The organism is Paraburkholderia sp. UCT2, from assembly GCF_014397665.1.
In the GTDB taxonomy this organism is placed as follows: domain Bacteria; phylum Pseudomonadota; class Gammaproteobacteria; order Burkholderiales; family Burkholderiaceae; genus Paraburkholderia; species Paraburkholderia tuberum.
The window spans coordinates 124,223-142,387 of sequence record NZ_VZQO01000019.1 but is presented as its reverse complement, the minus strand read 5'-3'; the positions used below and the strand labels follow the sequence as shown (position 1 = coordinate 142,387).

Annotated in this window: 15 protein-coding genes and 1 riboswitch; of the genes, 8 read left to right on the top strand and 7 right to left on the bottom strand. The window is 65.3% G+C overall.

The genetic code is table 11. The features are described from left to right. Window positions 1–500 precede the first annotated feature (500 nt). Window positions 501–1,241, bottom strand: a complete 741-nt coding sequence (locus F6X39_RS18030) for a CbtA family protein (RefSeq protein ID WP_187617595.1) — start codon at window positions 1,239–1,241, stop codon at window positions 501–503. A gap of 11 nt (window positions 1,242–1,252) precedes the next feature. Next, window positions 1,253–1,474 (bottom strand): CbtB domain-containing protein, encoded by a 222-nt coding sequence (locus F6X39_RS18025; protein ID WP_184011521.1) that lies wholly within the window; start codon window positions 1,472–1,474, stop codon window positions 1,253–1,255. Window positions 1,475–1,515: 41 nt separating this feature from the next. Further along, window positions 1,516–1,663, bottom strand: a riboswitch (cobalamin riboswitch). Between the two features lie 77 nt (window positions 1,664–1,740). Between F6X39_RS18025 and F6X39_RS18020 the strand changes: the two genes are divergently transcribed. Continuing rightward, window positions 1,741–2,361 carry a histidine phosphatase family protein gene (locus F6X39_RS18020; RefSeq protein WP_187617594.1) on the top strand — a complete coding sequence of 207 codons (621 nt, stop codon included), beginning with the start codon at window positions 1,741–1,743 and terminating at the stop codon, window positions 2,359–2,361. A gap of 13 nt (window positions 2,362–2,374) precedes the next feature. Here the strand turns inward: F6X39_RS18020 and F6X39_RS18015 are convergent, their stop codons facing one another. Next, the gene (locus F6X39_RS18015) at window positions 2,375–2,815 is read right to left on the bottom strand and encodes a hypothetical protein (RefSeq protein WP_187617593.1); all 441 of its coding nucleotides are present in this window, start codon (window positions 2,813–2,815) and stop codon (window positions 2,375–2,377) included. A gap of 197 nt (window positions 2,816–3,012) precedes the next feature. On the opposite strand from F6X39_RS18015, the gene F6X39_RS18010 reads away from it, so the two are divergent. The 7 genes from F6X39_RS18010 to F6X39_RS17980 all read left to right on the top strand — a co-directional run bounded on the left by F6X39_RS18010 (window position 3,013) and on the right by F6X39_RS17980 (window position 12,060). Then, window positions 3,013–4,530 (top strand): ATPase domain-containing protein, encoded by a 1,518-nt coding sequence (locus F6X39_RS18010; RefSeq protein ID WP_187617592.1) that lies wholly within the window; start codon window positions 3,013–3,015, stop codon window positions 4,528–4,530. A 3-nt stretch (window positions 4,531–4,533) separates the two neighbouring features. Continuing rightward, on the top strand, window positions 4,534–6,192 hold the full coding sequence (locus F6X39_RS18005) for an ATP-binding protein (RefSeq protein WP_187617591.1): 1,659 nt from the start codon (window positions 4,534–4,536) through the stop codon (window positions 6,190–6,192). Window positions 6,193–6,398: 206 nt separating this feature from the next. After that, on the top strand, window positions 6,399–7,103 hold the full coding sequence (locus F6X39_RS18000) for a MarR family winged helix-turn-helix transcriptional regulator (RefSeq protein WP_187617590.1): 705 nt from the start codon (window positions 6,399–6,401) through the stop codon (window positions 7,101–7,103). A gap of 6 nt (window positions 7,104–7,109) precedes the next feature. Further along, complete coding sequence (locus F6X39_RS17995; RefSeq protein ID WP_187617589.1) at window positions 7,110–9,212, top strand: FUSC family protein; 2,103 nt, start codon at window positions 7,110–7,112, stop codon at window positions 9,210–9,212. A 69-nt stretch (window positions 9,213–9,281) separates the two neighbouring features. After that, the gene (locus F6X39_RS17990) at window positions 9,282–9,491 is read left to right on the top strand and encodes a DUF1656 domain-containing protein (RefSeq protein ID WP_090808477.1); all 210 of its coding nucleotides are present in this window, start codon (window positions 9,282–9,284) and stop codon (window positions 9,489–9,491) included. Then, a complete protein-coding gene (locus F6X39_RS17985) occupies window positions 9,488–10,495 on the top strand; it encodes an efflux RND transporter periplasmic adaptor subunit (protein ID WP_187617588.1) in 1,008 nt (335 codons plus the stop codon). The genes F6X39_RS17990 and F6X39_RS17985 overlap by 4 nt, the downstream gene beginning before the upstream one ends. Continuing rightward, on the top strand, window positions 10,492–12,060 hold the full coding sequence (locus F6X39_RS17980) for an efflux transporter outer membrane subunit (protein WP_187617587.1): 1,569 nt from the start codon (window positions 10,492–10,494) through the stop codon (window positions 12,058–12,060). Before F6X39_RS17985 ends, F6X39_RS17980 begins: the two co-directional genes overlap by 4 nt. A gap of 214 nt (window positions 12,061–12,274) precedes the next feature. On the opposite strand, the gene F6X39_RS17975 is transcribed toward F6X39_RS17980, so the two are convergent. From F6X39_RS17975 to xylG, 4 genes are all read right to left on the bottom strand, one after another. Continuing rightward, on the bottom strand, window positions 12,275–12,736 hold the full coding sequence (locus F6X39_RS17975; protein ID WP_187617586.1) for a (2Fe-2S)-binding protein: 462 nt from the start codon (window positions 12,734–12,736) through the stop codon (window positions 12,275–12,277). 55 nt (window positions 12,737–12,791) lie between these two features. Further along, on the bottom strand, window positions 12,792–15,062 hold the full coding sequence (locus F6X39_RS17970) for a xanthine dehydrogenase family protein molybdopterin-binding subunit (RefSeq protein WP_187617585.1): 2,271 nt from the start codon (window positions 15,060–15,062) through the stop codon (window positions 12,792–12,794). Window positions 15,063–15,352: 290 nt separating this feature from the next. Further along, window positions 15,353–16,552 (bottom strand): sugar ABC transporter permease, encoded by a 1,200-nt coding sequence (locus F6X39_RS17965; RefSeq protein WP_187617584.1) that lies wholly within the window; start codon window positions 16,550–16,552, stop codon window positions 15,353–15,355. Then, a complete protein-coding gene (gene xylG, locus F6X39_RS17960; protein ID WP_184057424.1) occupies window positions 16,549–18,108 on the bottom strand; it encodes a D-xylose ABC transporter ATP-binding protein in 1,560 nt (519 codons plus the stop codon). Before xylG ends, F6X39_RS17965 begins: the two co-directional genes overlap by 4 nt. Between the last annotated feature and the right edge of the window lie 57 nt (window positions 18,109–18,165).

Here is an 18,165-nt window from a genome sequence, read left to right as displayed (position 1 = left end):
GTGTGAGGCTTCTGATACTTCTGCCTGACAGCAGACTCCGGAGAATCCGCCGCCGCATTCCGCATCAAGCGCCCACACTTATCGACTGTTAGTTTTTAAAGATCGGTCCGCCAAACCCGCCGCGCCTCAACCACCCCTACCCGGCACTGCTTCGTTTGCGTCGCTGCGTCTGCAGCAGAGAGACGAGATTATGGAGAGCGGCCGACAACACGTCAATACCCTTCTCACAATTTATTTTAAAAAGTTGAAGAGCTTAAAAATTGAGCAGCGCCGCGTGCAACCTGAATTAGTTAGGCTTCCAATTGAATTCTCCGGAGCGCCGCGGCGAAAGGGAGAGATGAGTGGAGTTGCGAAAAGCCGTTAAGCAGCTTTTCCACAGAAAATGTTTGCAAGGCTGTGGATAACCGCTCCACAACCGCGGCAAGTGCTTGATCCAAAACCATTCTCGCGCGTTGCGCGCGAAGCATGGCCGCTTGCGCGGCCGCGTGTCACCGTCACAATCAGGCGGACTTCATCGTCACCCGCGCATTCGTACGCATAAAAGCGCTGCGCTCGACCATCGCGCCAAACAGCAGCCCGATCGTCGTCCACATGACCACCTGCATGCCGATCGCCGCGACGCGGAACTTCCACAGCAGCACAGCCGGGAACGCGGCCGGCACTTCATTGATGACCGGCATCGACAGTTGCACGGCCGCGATGATCACGACGAACAAGAGCCCCGCGACGATCGAACCGTTCCACGCACCCAGCTTCGCCGCCGCGCGACGCCGCACCTTCAGCGAAAACACCATCGTCGCGAGCGAAATCGCGATCATCAGAAAGAACAGGCCCGTGCGCGTGCCGATCGTCTCCGGATCACCGACCGACGGCGGATTGGCCGGATACTTGATATTCGGCACGATCACGAGCGTGATGAACGCGCCAAGCGCGAGCCACGCGGACAGCGCACGCACGCTCAACGTACCCGCGCGTCCATATGCATACGCAAACACCAGCGAGAACAGCCCGCCAAATGCCGCGCCATACGTGACCACGCCAGTCAGCAGGCCGAGGCCAGCCTGCGTCTGACGGCTCACGATTTCGGGCTCGGGCGCCTCGCCGCGCGCGGCGGCCGCTTTTTCTTCGAATGAAATGGCCTGATCGACCTGTGGTTCGCCGACGATTCGCGCGAACGCGAACGTGAGCAAGCCCGCGACGATGCCCGCGAGCATCCCGCGCACCAACAATTTACCTACCATGTCGAACTCCGTTAGTGGCAGGGAAAGCCGAGCAGATGGCGGCCGTCGTGCACGAACTCATGCACGTACATGCCGGGCACGAGCGACGTCGCGCCCTGTTCCGCACCAACGAAGTAAAGCGCGAGCAACAGCAGCAAGCCGCCGAACACGACCCACGGCAGCAGTTCGCGCAAAGGAATGGGAGTGGGCTGGGCCGCCGGTTGCGCGGCGCGATCAAGAACAGCTTCGGTCATGATGGACATCTCCTGGGGTGACGCGCCCCGAAAGTCGATTACAGAGGAATGGTGCGAAGCTCAGGTCTGGCTTTCGGCTCTTGTGGATTGCAATGCCGATTACAGTGGCGCGACCGCGCCGGGCTCTCACCGGCTTCCGTACTTCGCAGTGCCGCTATTCTACGCGCTAAACTGCGGCTTCCGTGACGGCGAGGGCTACCTCGCAACGCGCGCCGCGAGCCGATCAAACCACGCAGGCAAGTACGAATGAGGCGCCAAGGCAAAGAATGGATACGCGACTATTACTGGTGAGCCACGCGGCAACGGCCGCGCAACGCGCGGGCCGCTTCCCTGCCGACGATCCGCTCGACGCGCGCGGTCGCGCCGAAGCCGAAGCGGCGCGCGCGCGTCTCTCGCTTCCCGCCGACGCCGCCGTGTTCACCAGCCCCGCCGCCAGCGCGCACGAAACGGCCGCCGCGCTCGGTCTGAGCGCCACGCCTGCCGACGTATTGGCGGATATCGACTATGGCAAATGGCGCGGCCAGCGCCTCGCGGACATTGCCGACGCAACGCCCCGCGAACTCGCCGCCTGGACACGCGAGCCCGACGCCGCGCCGCCCGGCGGCGAATCGTTCGGTCAACTCGTGCAGCGGGTTGGAGAGTGGCTCGACGCGCAGCAGGCAGACGTGCGCTCATGCAATGCCGTCAACGAAGCAAGCTTCGCGGCCTTTGCGCACAGTCGAACCATCGTCGCCATCACCCACGCGGCTCTGCTGCGAGCGGCAATCGTGCACGCCCTCGGCGCATCGCCAACCGTGTTCTGTCGCATCGAGATCGCGCCGCTGTCGGTCGTCGAATTACGCCACTCGCGACGCGGCTGGTCGTGGTGGCCCGCCGCCACCGCCTGAACGGCACCGCCGCTTACCTGCCCGACACCACGAGCCGCAACCGGTTGGACCCCTCGGGCGTCAGCGTGATTTCGGTGCGTCGATCCTTCGCGCCGAGATAAAAGTGCTGACGCCCCGGCGAATTCAGATCGTGCGTTGCATCGGGCAGGCAGGACGCGACGTCGGCCGCGGCCGCTTCCAATGCATCCGCGTTCGAGCCCGCCGCCTGATGCGGCGTCCACGTGCACTGGAAACTTCGATGCGCGGCCGAACATTGCGCGTCATCGCCATAAGGTTGCGCAACGCCTTTGCCGTCGTCGGGTGTCAGCGAGGCGAAGCCGTCCGGCGCCGCGGCCACGATCCGTTTGAGCGCACCGCAAGGTCTGGGGCTATCGTCGGCGGATGCACTGACCGGCACCAGCGCAACGAGCGATGCCGCGGTAAGCGCGATAGCGGAAAGTCGACAGGTTTTCATAGTGTGCGTGAAGCTTCCCAAGTGCTGCTGAAGAAAAACTCGCAGCGAGCCACCTTTAACAGCACGCTTCATGCCCATGCGCGCGAGGCCCGAGCACGACGGCAATGCACGACGGCACACAAATTGCGTAGCGCCATACCGGCCGCGACATCGCGCCCGTTCCGATCAAAGCCACTGCCGACGTCATTTCAACCATCATGTCGACCACTACCGCCGCCCCTACCCCCGCTCGCATATCGTCGGGCATCGAAGGCATCGACGACATCCTCGGCGGTGGTCTTACGCCGAACCGCACGTACCTCGTGGAGGGTGTGCCAGGCACGGGTAAAACCACCCTCGCGTTGCAATTCTTACTCAAGGGCCTGCACGAAGGGCAGACGGGCCTTTATATCGCGCTGTCCGAAACCCGTGCTGAACTGCTCGCGATCGGCGTGAGCCACGGCTGGGATCTGAGCCGTTTCACGATACTGGAGCAACTGCCCGAAGAAGGGCTCGAACCGCAATACGAACAGACCGTGCTGCACCCGGCCGAAGTCGAACTCGGCGAAAGCGTGCGCAACGTGATCGAGCACGTCGACGAACTGAAGCCGGCGCGCGTCGTCCTGGACGGCCTGTCCGAACTGCGTCTGCTGGCGGAGAACCCATTGCGCTACCGTCGGCAGATTCTCGCGCTCAAGCACCATTTCTCGACGCGCGAATGCACGGTGCTGCTGCTCGACGACACGTCGGCCAGCGCCTCCGGCATTCAGCTTCACAGCATCGTGCACGGCGTGATCAGCCTCGAAAACGTCGCTCATGATTACGGCGGCAATCGCCGCCGTCTGCGCATCGCGAAGATGCGCGGCATCAAGTTCCGCGAGGGCTATCACGACTTCACGCTGAACACCGGCGGTCTGCGCGTCTATCCGCGCCTGGTCGCCGCCGAGCATCGCAGCGAATTCGGCACGAGCCCGATGAGCACCGGCACGCCCGGCCTCGACGCGCTGCTCGGCGGTGGCCTCGTCCCCGGCACCAATTCGCTGATCATCGGCCCGTCGGGGGTCGGCAAAACCACCACCGTCGTGTCGTGCCTGCTAGCCGCACTCGAACGCGGCGAGCGTTGCGCGTACTACGTATTCGACGAAACGCTCAGCACGCTGATCACACGCTGCGCGACGCTCGGCATGGATCTCGCGCCGCACGTCGAAAGCGGTCTGCTGATGCTGCGCCAGATCGATCCCGCGGAAATCTCGCCGGGCGAGCTGTCGAGCGACGTGCGCAACGCGGTCGAAAACGAGCGCGTGCGCTATGTCGCGGTCGACAGCCTGAACGCCTATCTGCAGGCGATGCCCGGCGAGCGCTACCTGCTGCTGCACATGCACGAATTGCTCGGCTATCTGAATCAGCAGGGCGTGGTCACGATGCTCGTGCTCGGGCAGCACGGCATCATCGGCGAAGTGCAGACTGAGGTCGACGTCAGTTATCTGAGCGACGTGGTCGTGCTGTTCCGCTATTTCGAGCACCAAGGCGAAGTGCTGACGGCAATAACCGCCGTCAAGAGCCGCGCGAACGATCATGAACGCACGATCCGCCAGTTCCGCCTCGGCACCGAAGGCGTCGAGGTCGGCGAAGCGCTGCGCGACTTCGAGGGCGTGCTGTCGGGCCTGCCCTCGTATCGCGGCAGCACCGCGATGCTCGGCGCGACGAACCATTTGATCGATACGTCAGGACAGTGAGCGATGGAGCAGCGTGTCCTCATCCTCGCACCGTTCGGCCGCGACGCCGAAGTGATCACCGCCGCTCTGCACAACGACGCACGCGCCTGCGTGACCTGCGACGACGCCGACGCGCTCACCACCGAGCTCGACGTCGGCGCGGGCACCGCGCTGCTCACCGAGGAAGCGCTCGCGAACGGCCACGGCTCGAACCTGTATGCGTGGCTCGAACGGCAGCCCGCATGGTCCGACTTCCCGTTCATCCTGCTGGCCGCCCGCAGCATCGGCCATCGATCCGCGCGCGGGCTCGAAGTGCTCGAACGGCTCGGCAACGTAGTGGTGCTCGAACGTCCGCTCAATTCGGAAACGTTGCGGCGCGCGGTCGCGTCGTCGTTGCGGGCCCGCGGACGGCAATATGAATCGCGGAGGCTGCTTGCCGAGCGCATCGAGGCACAGGACGCGCTGGAGCAGCTGAACGATTCGCTGGAAAGCCGCATCGCTGCGCGCACGCACGAACTTGCGTCAGCCAACGACCGGCTGATGGCCGAGATCCACGAACGCGCGAAGGTTCAGGCCGTGCTCGTGCAATCGCAAAAGATGGAGGCGCTCGGTCAGCTGACCGGCGGCATCGCGCACGACTTCAACAATCTGCTGAACGTGATCATGGTCAACGCGGAACTGATCGCGCGCGTGAGCGGCGACGAACGCCTGCGCGGCATGGCGGCCACCGTCAAGCGCGCGACCGAGCGCGGCGCGAAACTGACTGGCCAGTTGCTGACTTTTTCGCGCAACAGCAACCCGAATCTGAAAGCGATCGACGTGGTCGCGCTGCTGCAGGGCATGCGCGACATCATCGCGGTGTCGCTCGGCTCGAGCATCCGCTATGACAACGACTTCGAACGCACCGAAATGTGGACCCAGGCCGACGCAAATCAGCTCGAGCTCGCGGTGCTCAATCTCGCGATCAACGCGCGCGACGCGATGCCGGCCGGCGGGCGCCTCGACATCCTCGTGACCCTGCGCGACGCGCCCGACCAGACGCTGAAGCATGGCCGCTACGTCGTGATCGAAGTCGCCGACACGGGTGAGGGCATTCCGCCAGACGTCGTATCGCGCGTGTTCGATCCGTTCTTCACGACCAAGCCGATCGGCAAGGGCACGGGGCTAGGCCTGAGCCAGGTGTATGGCATCGCGAGGCAGGCGGGCGGCGCCGCGCGCATCTTCAGCGAAGAAGGTACCGGCACCACGGTGCAGATCTGGCTGCCGATGCGCGAGCGAGTGGCCGCGCACAGCGAAGCGGAGTCCGATGCGGAAGCGAACGCGGTCGGCGACAAGCGCGTGCTCGTGGTCGAGGACGACAGCGAAGTGCGCGCGATGCTCGTTGAATCGTTGCGCATGCTCGGCTATACGGTGACCGAGGCCGCCGACGGCCAGGCCGGCCTTGACCGCCTCGTCGACGATCATCCCGATCTGCTGATGGTCGACTTCGCGATGCCGGGCATGAACGGCATCGACGTGATCGCCGCGGCGCGCAAGCTTCGTGCCGATCTACCGGTGGTCCTGGCGACCGGTTATGCGGACGTCGACATTGCCGATCTCGCGGTCAAGCATTGCACGATCCTGCGCAAGCCGTTTCAGCTCGACGATCTGGCGCGCACGGTGCGGATCGGGCTGCTCGCGTGAATCAAGCTCAAGTGAATCAAGTAGACCACTTGCATCAAAATGCCGATTAAATCGCGGCGCACCGCACACCCAACGATTCTGTAAGCCCACCTCCTGGCCACCGATTTAATGCCGCTGTCGCATTCGCGCCGCAGACTCCTCCGGTTCGGCCACGATTTCCAATTCAATAGTTTGCTAACGAATATTTTGGAAATACAATACCGGCCATGTCGAATCTCGATGCCCTGCGCCGCACCGTCAGCAGCACGCTGGTCGTCGCCGCCAGAAAGTGGCGGCGCACCAGTCATGGTGTGCTCGCGGCCTTCAACGTATCCGAAGCGTGCGCGACGCCGCTTCTGACCGCGAGCCGGCTCGGCTCGGCGGTGCGTCAGGTCACGCTCGCCGATCACATCGGCATCGAGGGGCCGTCCCTCGTGCGGCTGCTCGACCAGTTGTGCGCGGCCGGCCTGATGCGCCGCGACGAAGATCCCGAAGACCGCCGCGCGAAGACCGTCGTACTGACCGACGAAGGCCGCGCCGTCACCGCGAAGATGGAAGAGGAGCTGGTCACGTTGCGCGCGCAGGCGCTCAAAGGCGTATCGCGCGACGATCTCGAAGCCGCCCTGCGCGTGCTCGGCGCATTCACGGCCGATGCCGCCGGACGCACCGAACCGGGAAGCGTCGAGCGCGACGCGCGTCACGAACGCGCGCAGCCGGTGCGCCCGGAATCGGTCAGGCACGAGGCGACGAAGCGCACCTCGTCGGCGAAGCGCGAGCCCGCCAAAGGCGAGGCGCTTGCCAGCAAGGTCAAACGGACGAGCGGCAAAAGCGCTGCCAAAACGGCCGGCAAATCACGCGGCACCGCCAAGGCGCGCAAGTCCACCAAGAGCGGCGCGCGAGCCACCGCGCCGCACAACGCCGATTCCGCGTAACGGTTTATGGTCTATCCCACTCTCCGCGACTGGCTGTTTTCCGTCAAAACGTTCGCCGCGGCCATGCTCGCGCTTTACATCGGCCTCGCGTTCGAACTGCCGCGGCCGTACTGGGCGATGGCGACCGTCTACATCGTGTCGAACCCGTTCGTCGGCGCGACCCGCTCGAAGGCGATCTATCGTGCGCTGGGCACTGCGCTCGGCGCGTCGGGCGCGGTGCTGCTGGTGCCGCCGTTCGTCGAATCGCCGTACCTGTTCAGCGTGATCGTCGCGGCGTGGACCGGCACGATGCTCTACCTCGCGGTGTCCGACCGCACCGCGCGCAGCTACGTGTTCATGCTGGCCGCCTATACGATGCCGATCATCGCGCTGCCGTCGGTGACGAATCCGACCGGCGTCTTCGATCTCGCCGTGAGCCGGACCGAGGAGATCATTCTCGGCATCGTCTGCGCGAGCATTGTCGGCAGCGCGGTGTTTCCGAGCCGGCTCGCGCCGACGATCATCGAGCGCACCGACGCATGGTTTCGCGACGCCGCGTTCTACGCGACCGAAACGCTGTCGGGCCGTATCGCAAGCTCGGCGATTTCCGGTGCCCGGCAACGACTCGCGAGCACGATCAACGGTCTCGAACTGCTGCTGAGCCAGCTCGCCTACGATCACACGCGGCCCGACGTCCTCGCGCGCGCGCATGAACTACGTGGCCGCATGCAACTGCTGCTGCCGATCATGTCGTCGCTCGCCGATCCGCTGCTCGCGCTCTACAACAACGGCCCGCAACACTGGCCCGAAGGACTTCAGACGCTGATCGACGACGTCATCAAGTGGTTCAACCAACCGCTGCCCGCGCCGAGCGAGGGTTATCACGCGGACGAGACCGCCAACGCGCTGCGCGCGCGCATCGCCGCGATGCACCCGCCCGCCGCCGCGCTCACGCATTGGGACGGCGCGCTGCTGTCGAATGCACTATGGCGCCTCGCGCAAGTGATCGACGTGTGGCAAGACTGCCGCTCGCTGCGCATCATCATCACGCGCGAGGAAGGTTCGTGGCGGCCGCATTTCCGTCACTGGCGACTCGGCGGCACCGAGCGCTTCTACGATCGCGGCATGATGCTGTTCGCGACCGTGTCGGCGGCCGCGGCTGTGGTGCTCGCGTGCGCGCTGTGGATCGGCTCGGGCTGGAACGACGGCGCGAGCGCGGTCACGCTCGCGGCGGTCGCCTGCTGCTTCTTCGCCGCGCTCGACGAACCCGCGCCGTTCGTGTTCCGCTTCTTCCTCGCGACTGGCGTCGCCGTCGTGGCCGCGGGTCTCTATCTGTTCGTCGTGCTGCCGCAGGTGCACGACTTCGCGATGCTGGTGATCCTGTTCGCCGCGCCGTTCATTCTGGTCGGCACGCTGATTCCGCGCCCGCAGTTCAACATGGTGACGGTGCTGGTCGCGGTGAACACGGCCACCTTCATCAGCATTCAGGACGCGTACGACGCGAACTTCCTGACGTTCCTGAACGCCAACCTCGCGGGCCTCTCCGGTCTGCTCTATGCATACCTGTGGACCCGCGTAACGCGCCCATTCGGCGCCGAGCTGGCCGCGGCGCGCCTGTTGCGCTCGAGCTGGGCCGACGTCGCGCTGAGCGCGTCGACGCGGCCGATCGAAGACCCGCGCAATCTCGCCGCGCGCATGCTCGACCGGCTGATGCAATTGATCCCGCGCCTCGCGGCCACCGACGACTACCGCCATCCGTCGATCGAGAGCTTCCGCGATCTGCGCATCGGCTTCAATGCGCTGGACCTGCGCCGCCTCACACGCAAGCTCGGCGGCGAAGCGGCCGGCGCGATCGACCATGTTCTCGATGGAGTGCGTACATACTACGAGAGCTGCATCGATCGACGCCACCGCGTTCCGGTGCCGGACAGCCTGATGTCGTTGATCGACGTGGCCGTCGCGCGCGTCACCGCGCAGGGGCTCGCCAATGCCGCGGCGCCGACCGAGACCTCGCAGACCTCGGCGCGTCAGTTGCGCGATGCGCTGCACGCGCTGGTCGGCTTGCGTCTTTCGCTGTTTCCGGCGACCCTCACGAAACCAACGCCGACCGAACCGGAGGCCGCCGCGTGATGCACCCATTCTTGCGCCCCTGCTTGCGCCCGCTTGCGCACCCCGCCCTCCCTTTTCCCAGTTCCCGCGATGATCGGTGAAATCGATATCTTCGGCGTGTTCGTACCGTCCGTGCTGGTGCTGATGTTGATCGCGTATCTGATCAACCTCGGCATTCGCACCGCGCTCGATTACACCGGCTTTTACCGCTTCGTCTGGCATCGCTCCATCTTCGATCTCGGCGTCTATGTGCTGGTGCTGGGCCTTGTCGTCGTCGTTTCGCACAGACTAATAACGTGAAAAAAACCTGGTTCTCCGTCGGTCAGATCCTGCTGACCCTGATCGTCGTAGTGGTCGCAGCATTGGTGCTGTGGAAACTCGTCAACTACTACATGTTCGCGCCGTGGACCCGCGACGGGCGCGTACGCGCCGACGTGATCCAGGTCGCGCCCGACGTGTCGGGACTGATTTCGTCGGTCGAGGTCACGGACAACCAGCAGGTCAAGCAAGGCCAGGTGCTGTTCAGGATCGATCAGGCGCGCTACACGCTCGCATTGCGTCAGGCCGAGGCAACGGCGCAGCAGCGCCGCGCGACGCTCGATCAGGCGCGCCGCGAATACGCGCGCAATCGTCAGCTCGGCAACCTCGTCGCCGCCGAAGTACTCGAAGAAAGCCGCTCGCGCGTCGAGGCGGGCGAAGCCGCGCTCGCCGACGCGAACGTCGCGATCGACACCGCGAAGCTGAACCTCGAGCGCTCGACGATCAAAAGCCCGGTAGACGGCTATCTGAACGACCGCGCGCCGCGCGTCGGCGAATTCGTCGCGGCCGGTCGCGCGGTGGTCGCGGTGGTCGACATGCATTCGTTCCGCGTCGACGGCTACTTCGAGGAAACCAAGCTGCGCGGCATCGACATCGGCCAGCCGGTCGACATCATCGTGATGGGCGAGCCGAAGCCGCTGCGCGGGCACGTGCAGAGCATCGTCGCCGGTATCGAAGACCGCGACCGCACGCAAAGCGCCAATCTGCTGCCGAACGTGAACCCGGCGTTCAGCTGGGTGCGGCTCGCGCAGCGCATTCCGGTGCGGGTCGCGCTCGATGAAGTGCCCGCTGATTTCCGCCTGATTGCGGGGCGTACCGCAACGGTGTCGGTGCGTGACCTGTCGCCGCTCAGGAGACGAGCCGTGTCGGGCACGGGTGGCGCATCTGGCACGGTCGCCGCTTCGGCTGCGCCGGTGGCGCCGGGTTCGTCGGTGGCGTCCGGGTCCGCTGGGTCTGGCACCGCACCGTCGGGCGCATCGCAATGAAGTTCGTGCGTACCTTGTCCTCGCTGGCGCCGCGCTTGCCGCTGCTGCCGCTGCTGCCGTTATTGCCGCTCACCGTCGCGCTGAACGGCTGCATCAACGTCGGGCCGAACTACACGCTGCCGAAACAGGCGCTCGTCAATGCCCCGCTCGCGAACGGAGCGATCGAGGGCGCCGATCCCAAGCTGACGTCAACCCTCAATCTGCCGACCGTCTGGTGGAAGCTGTACGACGATCCGGTGCTGAACGGTCTGGTCGACCAGGCGTTGAAATCGAATACCGACCTGCGCGTCGCGACCGCGAATCTCGCGCGCTCGCGCGAGGCGCTGGGCATAGCGCAAGCGCAGGGCGGTTTTTCGGGCAACGCGTCGGTGGCGATCCAGCGCGCGCAGGAATCGGCCGAGCAATACCTGCTCTTCGAGAAACTGCCGGTCGCCAACCTGGGTGACATGGGCATCAACGTCTCGTACGAAATCGACCTGTTCGGCAAGCTGCGCCGCGGCGTCGAAGCGGCGGCGGCGGACACCGAGGCCGTGGAAGCCGCGGGCGACCTCGCGCGCATCACTGTCGTCGCGGACGTGGTGCGCTCGTACGTCGAACAATGCTCGGCGGCCGAGGAGCTGCGCATCGCGCAGCAATCGCTCGCGCTACAGAAGGAGCGCGTGGACGTGTCGCGCCGTCTGCGCGACGCGGGACGCGGAAACCAGACCGCGGTCACGAGCGGCCAGACTCAGGTCGAGACTCTGACGGCCGACATTCCGCGCTACACCGCGCGCCGCAAGATCGCACAATACCGGCTCGCGATGCTGCTCGCCCAGGCGCCGTCGCAATTGCCGCCGGCCGTGCTCGCCTGCGACCGGCTGCCGCAAATCCACCAGCCGATTCCGATCGGCGACGGCGCCGGGCTGCTGCGGCGACGCCCGGACGTGCACGAAGCCGAGCGTCAGCTCGCGGCGTCGACGGCGCGCATCGGCGTCGCGACCGGGGCGCTCTATCCGAGCATCAGCATTGGCGCGTCGGCGGGCTTCACCGGCATTCTGGAAGACATTCCCACCTCGCCGACGGCGCGTTGGGCCTTCGGTCCGCTGATCAGCTGGACCTTCCCGGCCAATGGCGCGCGCCAACGGGTCCACGAAGCCGAAGCGTCGAGCCAGGTCGCGCTCGCGAAGTTCGACGGCGTGGTGCTGACCGCGCTGCGCGAAACCGAGACCAACCTCGCGACCTACGCGTCCGATTACGCGCGCGCCGAATCGCTGCGCGCGGCGCTGAAGTCGGCGGCGCAATCGGCGGATGAAACGCATCGGCTCTATCGCGCCGGGCGCGAGTCGTTCATCTCCGATCTCGACGCGACGCGCACGCTGACGGCCACGAAGTCGCAGCTCGCGGCGGCGGAGGGGCAGGTGGCGATCGATCAGGTCAATCTGTTCCTGTCGCTGGGCGGCGGGTGGGAAGTTGGCGGGCAAAGCACGCCGGGTGAAACGCGGCCGCAGCTGAAGGCAACACCTGTCGCGGCCAAGCCGTCCGCGAAGTCGGGAGCGTCGACGGCCGCAACTGAGAAAGCGCCTTGATCGGCAGACTTACGATTTATTTTTGACAATCTTTCTTTTTGCTTTCACTTTCGGTTAAATACGTGACACCACTTCACGCTACGAGGTCTCGTATGTCGCCATTCATGCAGGGTGCAGTCACGTTGGGCGGATGCATTGGTATCTTCACCGCGGTGGTCGCGGTGGTCGAAATGTTGGCTAATTAAGCTGGGCGGGCGGCGGACCGAAAGAGTGGCTAGCTGTTCCGCACTGTCGCCGCCGCCTGATGTATCGCCGCCCGTACCCGCGGATACGTGCCGCAGCGGCACACCACCGGCGTCATCGCCTCGTCGATGTCGGCATCGGTCGGATCGGGCTTGTGCTTCAGCAACGCGCAAGCCGCCATCAATTGCGCGCTCTGGCAATAGCCGCACTGCACCACATCGAGTTCGATCCACGCGGCCTTCAGCGCCTGCGCCTCGCGTCCCTGCAAACCCTCGATCGTCGTGATCTTCTGCGTATGCAGGCTCGACATCAACGTCTGGCACGCGAAGCACGCGGCATCGTCGAGATTGATCGTGCACGCGCCGCAGATGCCCACGCCGCAGCCGAACTTGGTGCCGGTCATGCCGAGATCGCAGCGCAGCACCCATAGCAGCGGCATGTCCGGATCGGCATCGACCTTCACCTTGCGTCCGTTGATATTCAGTACCGCCATGCTTGCCTCCTGAGTCGCCGCGCTACACCGCAAGCTTTTGCTCATCCACCGTCCATCATGCGAGCCGCAACGGCAGCGTCCGCAAACGCTGCCCCGTCAGTGCGAACACCGCATTGCCCACCGCCGGCGCGATCGGCGGCACGCCCGGCTCGCCGACACCTTGCGGGTGCAGCTGGCTCGGCATGATGTCGACCTCGATCGCAGGGCACCCGTTCATCCGCACGACCGGAAAGTCCACGAAGTTCTTCTGCTGCACCTGGCCGTTGACGATCGTGATCTCGTTCTGCAACGCGCTCGACAGCCCGAACACGATGCCGCCTTCCATCTGCTGACGGATCAGATTCGGATTCACCGGCAAGCCGCAATCGATCACGCACACCACCCGATGCACGCGAATCTGCCGGTTCGCGCCGATCGACACCTCCGCGACCTGCGCGACCACGCTGCCGAACGCCTCGTGCAACGCGACGCCACGAGCGCAACGCGCGCCATCGGCGGCGGGTTTTAGCGGACGCCCCCAGTCGGACAACTTCTCGACACGTTTCAGGACCGCCAGATGACGCGGATGCTGCGCGAGCAGCATCGCGCGAAACGCGATCGGGTCCTGGCCGGCCGCGGCGGCGGCTTCGTCGGTGAAGCTCTCGGTGAAGAAGGCCTGATGCGAGTGGCCGACCGAGCGCCAGAAGCCGATCGGCACCGGCAATTCGACTATCTTGTGCGACACGCGCGCGGCCGGCCACTCGTAGGGCTGATCGAACGCGCCTTCGCAGGTGGTCTTGTCGATCGGGATGTGCGGCACGCCGTAGTAACGCGCGAGCGCATCCGGCACGATCGCCTGACCCGCCGACTTCGCGTGCCAGGCGACCAGCGTGCCATGCTCGTCGAAGCCGGCCTGAAGCCATGCCGCGCATGCGGGCCGGTAGAAGTCGTGCGTGAAGTCCTGCGCGCGCGACCAGATGGTTTGCACCGGACGGCCATCGGCCTCGCGCGCGATCGCCGCGGCCTGCGCGACGAAATCGAGTTCGAGGCGCCGGCCGAACGCGCCGCCCAACAACTGCGTCTGTACATCGACGAGATCGACGTCGAGGCCGAGCACTTTGGCCGCATGATGCCGCGCCAGCCGCGGCATCTGCGTCGACACCCAGACGGTCGCAGCGCCGTCCGCGACCTGCACCGTGCAGTTCAGCGGCTCGACCGCGCCGTGCGCGAGATACGGTGCGTGATAGACCGCTTCGATCGTGCGCGCCGCGCGACTCATCGCGTTGTCGACGTTGCCGACGTGGTAATACACGTGGCCGTCCGTATGGTCGAGCGCCTCGACGAGGCGGCAGTCCACCGCCGCGCTCGACACCTTCGCGGCTGCGCCGTCATGCCAGGTCACGTTGATCGCCTCGACCGCGCTCATCGCGCGAAACGCGTTGTCCGCGATCACGGCCACGCCGCCGGTGCCGCCCGCGTACGGCGGCACGGCGAACGCCTTGATGAAGCCCCGTATCTTTTGCGCGGGCGTCGCGTCGAAATGCGCGACCGTGCCGCCGAGCGTCGGACACATCACGACGCTTGCATAGACCAAACCGTCGGGCAACACGTCGATGCCGAAGCGCGCCGCACCGTCGATTTTCGACGCGGCTTCGATGCGCCGCACGGGCTGGCCGATCAGCCTGAAGTCGGCCGGCTGCTTCAGGACGACGCTGCGCGGCAGCGGCTGGCGCGCAGCCATCGACGACAACTCGCCGAACGTCGCCTTGTGCCCCCACGGGTGCAGCACGTAGCCCTTTTCCGCGCGGCATTCGCGGACCGGCACGTCCCAGCGCTCGGCCGCCGCCTCGATCAGCATCACGCGCGCCGACGCGCCGGCTTCGCGCATCGGCGTCCAGAGATCGTTCATGCTCGAGGAGCCGCCCGTCATCATCGTGCCGATCTCACGCACTGCCTTGCTCGTGATCCACACCGTGCCGCGCCGGATGTAGCTGTCGTCGTCGGGGCGAAACGGCAGATCGTCGACGATGCTCTGCACCGCGTTGTAGATCCGGTCGATCGGCGCCTCTTCGACTTTCACCTGCGGCCAGTCGGCGTCGAGCTCCTCGGCGAGCAGCATCGCAAGCCCCGTATGGATGCCCTGCCCCATTTCGGCCTTCGGCACCATGATCGTCACGCGGTTGTCGGCGTCGATCTTGACCCAGCCGTTTAGCCCAACCTGAGTGCCTTGCGTCGGCAGCGGCGTCGACGTCATCAGGCGCTGGCGCGGCGGCACCACGGCCCAGCCGACCAGCAGCCCGCCCAACGCACTGGCGCCGCCAAGCAGAAAGGTTCTGCGCGTCAACATGGCATGGCTCGCCCGGCTGGCTCGATGGTAGGAAAGCGGCGACAGCGCCGATGCACCCGTCTTTGTCTGCGAATAGTAATAAGACGAATCGGCGAGCGTGAGACTTAAATGCGCGCGTGAACCTCGAGCGGCCATGCGGCGTGGGAAGGCGGGGACTGAAAGCGGCGGGGGAAAGTCGTGGGGTGTTTCATTAACTGCGACCGCGCAGAGGCGGCGGTGTGCCGGCGTAAGTCACCGCCGGTACACCGCGAACCTTGCGCTTGAGTCAATCAGGCGATCATGCGACCGGATCAACGGCGGTTCGAACCCGACACCACGTCGATCCACACGGCCAGCACGAGGATGCCGCCCTTCACGATCATCTGCCAGAACGCGTCGACGTCGAGCATGGACATGCCGTTGTCGAGGCTCGCCATGACGAGCGCGCCGATCAGCGCGCCATACACGGTGCCGGAGCCGCCGCGCATCGAGGTGCCGCCGATAAAGCACGCGGCGATCGCGTCGAGTTCGCCCATCGAGCCCGCCGACGGCGAACCGGCCGCGAGCCGCGCCGTGTTGACGATGCCGGCAAACGCGCACATCAGCCCCATCAGCGCGAAGATCGCGAGCTTCACGCGGTCGGTGTTGACACCCGACAGCCGCGTCGCTTCGAGGTTCGAGCCGACCGCGTAGATGCGGCGTCCGAACACGGTCTGCGTCGAAATCCACGTGAAGACGCCGAGCAGCGCGAGCAGCAGCAACACCGGCACCGGAATGCCGCCGTAAGTGTCGAGCATCGCGATGAAGCCGGCGAGAATCGCGCCTGCGCCGATCACCTTCGCGACGTCCTGCCAGAACGGCACGACGCGCAACTGATAACGCTGCCGATTCGCGCGCTGGCGGATCGTCAGGAATGCCAGCAGCAGGAACAGCACGACGGCGAGCGTGTCGCCGGCGAGCCGCGGCAGATAGCCCTGGCCGACGAACACGAAGCTGTCCGACACCGGCGCGATCGTCGACCCTCCGGTAATGCCGAGCAGAATGCCGCGATACGCGAGCATGCCGCCGAGCCCGACGATAAACGACGGCACGCGCCGATACGTCGACCACCAGCCGTTGAACATGCCGACCGCGATGCCGAGCAGCAACACGACCGGAATCGTCACGCCGATCGGCCAGTGCCGGTTCACGTCGAGAATCGCCGCAACGCCGCCGAGCAAACCGAGCAGCGAACCGACCGACAGATCGATTTCACCAGCGATGATCACGAACACCATGCCGCACGCGAGCATGCCGGTAATCGACATCTGCCGCAGTAGATTCGACAGATTGCGCGGCGTGACGAACGCGCCGTGCGTGAGCGCCGAAAAGAAAATCCAGATCACGGCGACGGCGATCAGCAGCGCGAGAATCTTGTAGCGCGCGAACAGTTGCTGGATCCGTTGCGTGCCGCCGAATGCGCCTCGCGGCGCGGCGTTGTCGGTGCGTTGGGAAGTTACTTCGGGAGTCATGCGGCACTCGCTGCGGTTGGGTTCGAAGATAGGTGCACGGGGCGGATCGCGGCGCCGAGAATGTCTTCCTGCGTGAGACCGTCGTTGATGAAGTCGCCGCGCAACTCGCCTTCGCCGATCACGAGCACTCGGTCGCTGATGCCGAGCACTTCCGGCAATTCGGACGACACCATCACGATCGACATGCCGCGCTGCGCCAGCTGGAAGATCAGCTTGTAGATCTCGTATTTGGCGCCGACGTCGACGCCGCGTGTCGGTTCGTCGAGAATCAGCACGGTCGGGTTGGTCAGCAGCATGCGCGTGAGCACGGCCTTCTGCTGATTGCCGCCCGACAGACTTGCAATCGATAACATCGGATTCGCGGCGCGCACGGAAAGCCGCTTCATTTCCGTCTGAATCGTGTCGAGTTCGGCCGCGGAATCGATACGTCCACCCGACGCGAAACGCTGCAACACCGCAAGCGTGATGTTATGGCCGACGCTCATGCCGGGCACGATGCCGTGGCGTTTGCGATCCTCGGGCACCATCGCGATGCCGGCGCGAATCGCGTCGATTGGCGCGCGAATTTTCAGCGGCTTGCCGTCGAGCACGACGTGCGCCTCGCTGATGCCTGCATACGCACCGAAAATCGCCTGCATCAGTTCGGTGCGGCCCGCGCCGACGAGCCCGGCGACACCGAGAATTTCGCCGCGCCGCAACGAGAACGACACGTCGTCCACGCGCTTGCGGCGCGGATTCGTCACGTCGAAACAGGTCACGTTGCGCGCTTCGAAGATCACGTCGCCGATCGGATGCGGCTCGCGCGGAAACAGGTTCTTGATCTCCCGGCCGACCATCAGCGAGATGATCCGCTCGGTCGTCAGGGCGTGCATCGGCTCGGTCGCGACATGGCGGCCGTCGCGAATCACGCTGATCGTGTCGCAGACGGCCGCGACTTCGTCGAGCTTGTGCGAAATGTACACGCAGGCAATGCCGCGCCGTTTCAGATCGCGCACGATATCGAGCAGAATCGCGATTTCGGAGGCGGTCAGCGACGACGACGGTTCGTCGAGGATCAGCAGCTTCGCGCGCTTGTTCAGCGCCTTCGCGATTTCGATCAACTGCTGATGGCCGCCCCCGTAGTTCATCACGGGCTGCGCGGCGTTGATGCCGCTGATGCCGAGTTCGCGCAACAGTTCGTCGGCACGCTGATACATCGCCGCGTAGTTCATGCGGCCGCCGGGCAGCGTGATTTCGTTGCCGAGAAAGATGTTTTCCGCGACCGACAACTCCGGCACGAGCATCAGTTCCTGGTGGATGATGATGATGCCCGCGCGTTCGGTGTCGCGCACGCTCGCGGCCTTCAGCGGCTGGCCTTCCCAGGTTATTTCGCCATCCCAGGTACCGTGCGGATACACGCCGGACAGCACCTTCATCAGCGTCGATTTGCCCGCGCCGTTTTCGCCGCACAGGCCCACGCATTCGCCCGGCGATACGGTCAGATCGATGCCGTCGAGCGCCTTCACGCCGGAAAAAGCTTTGACGATGCCGCGCATCGTCAGAACAGGTTGCGTCATTCGCTATGCCTCGCTGCAAGTTGGGCCAATGTTCGATCACGCTCCCGGGCGCGATGA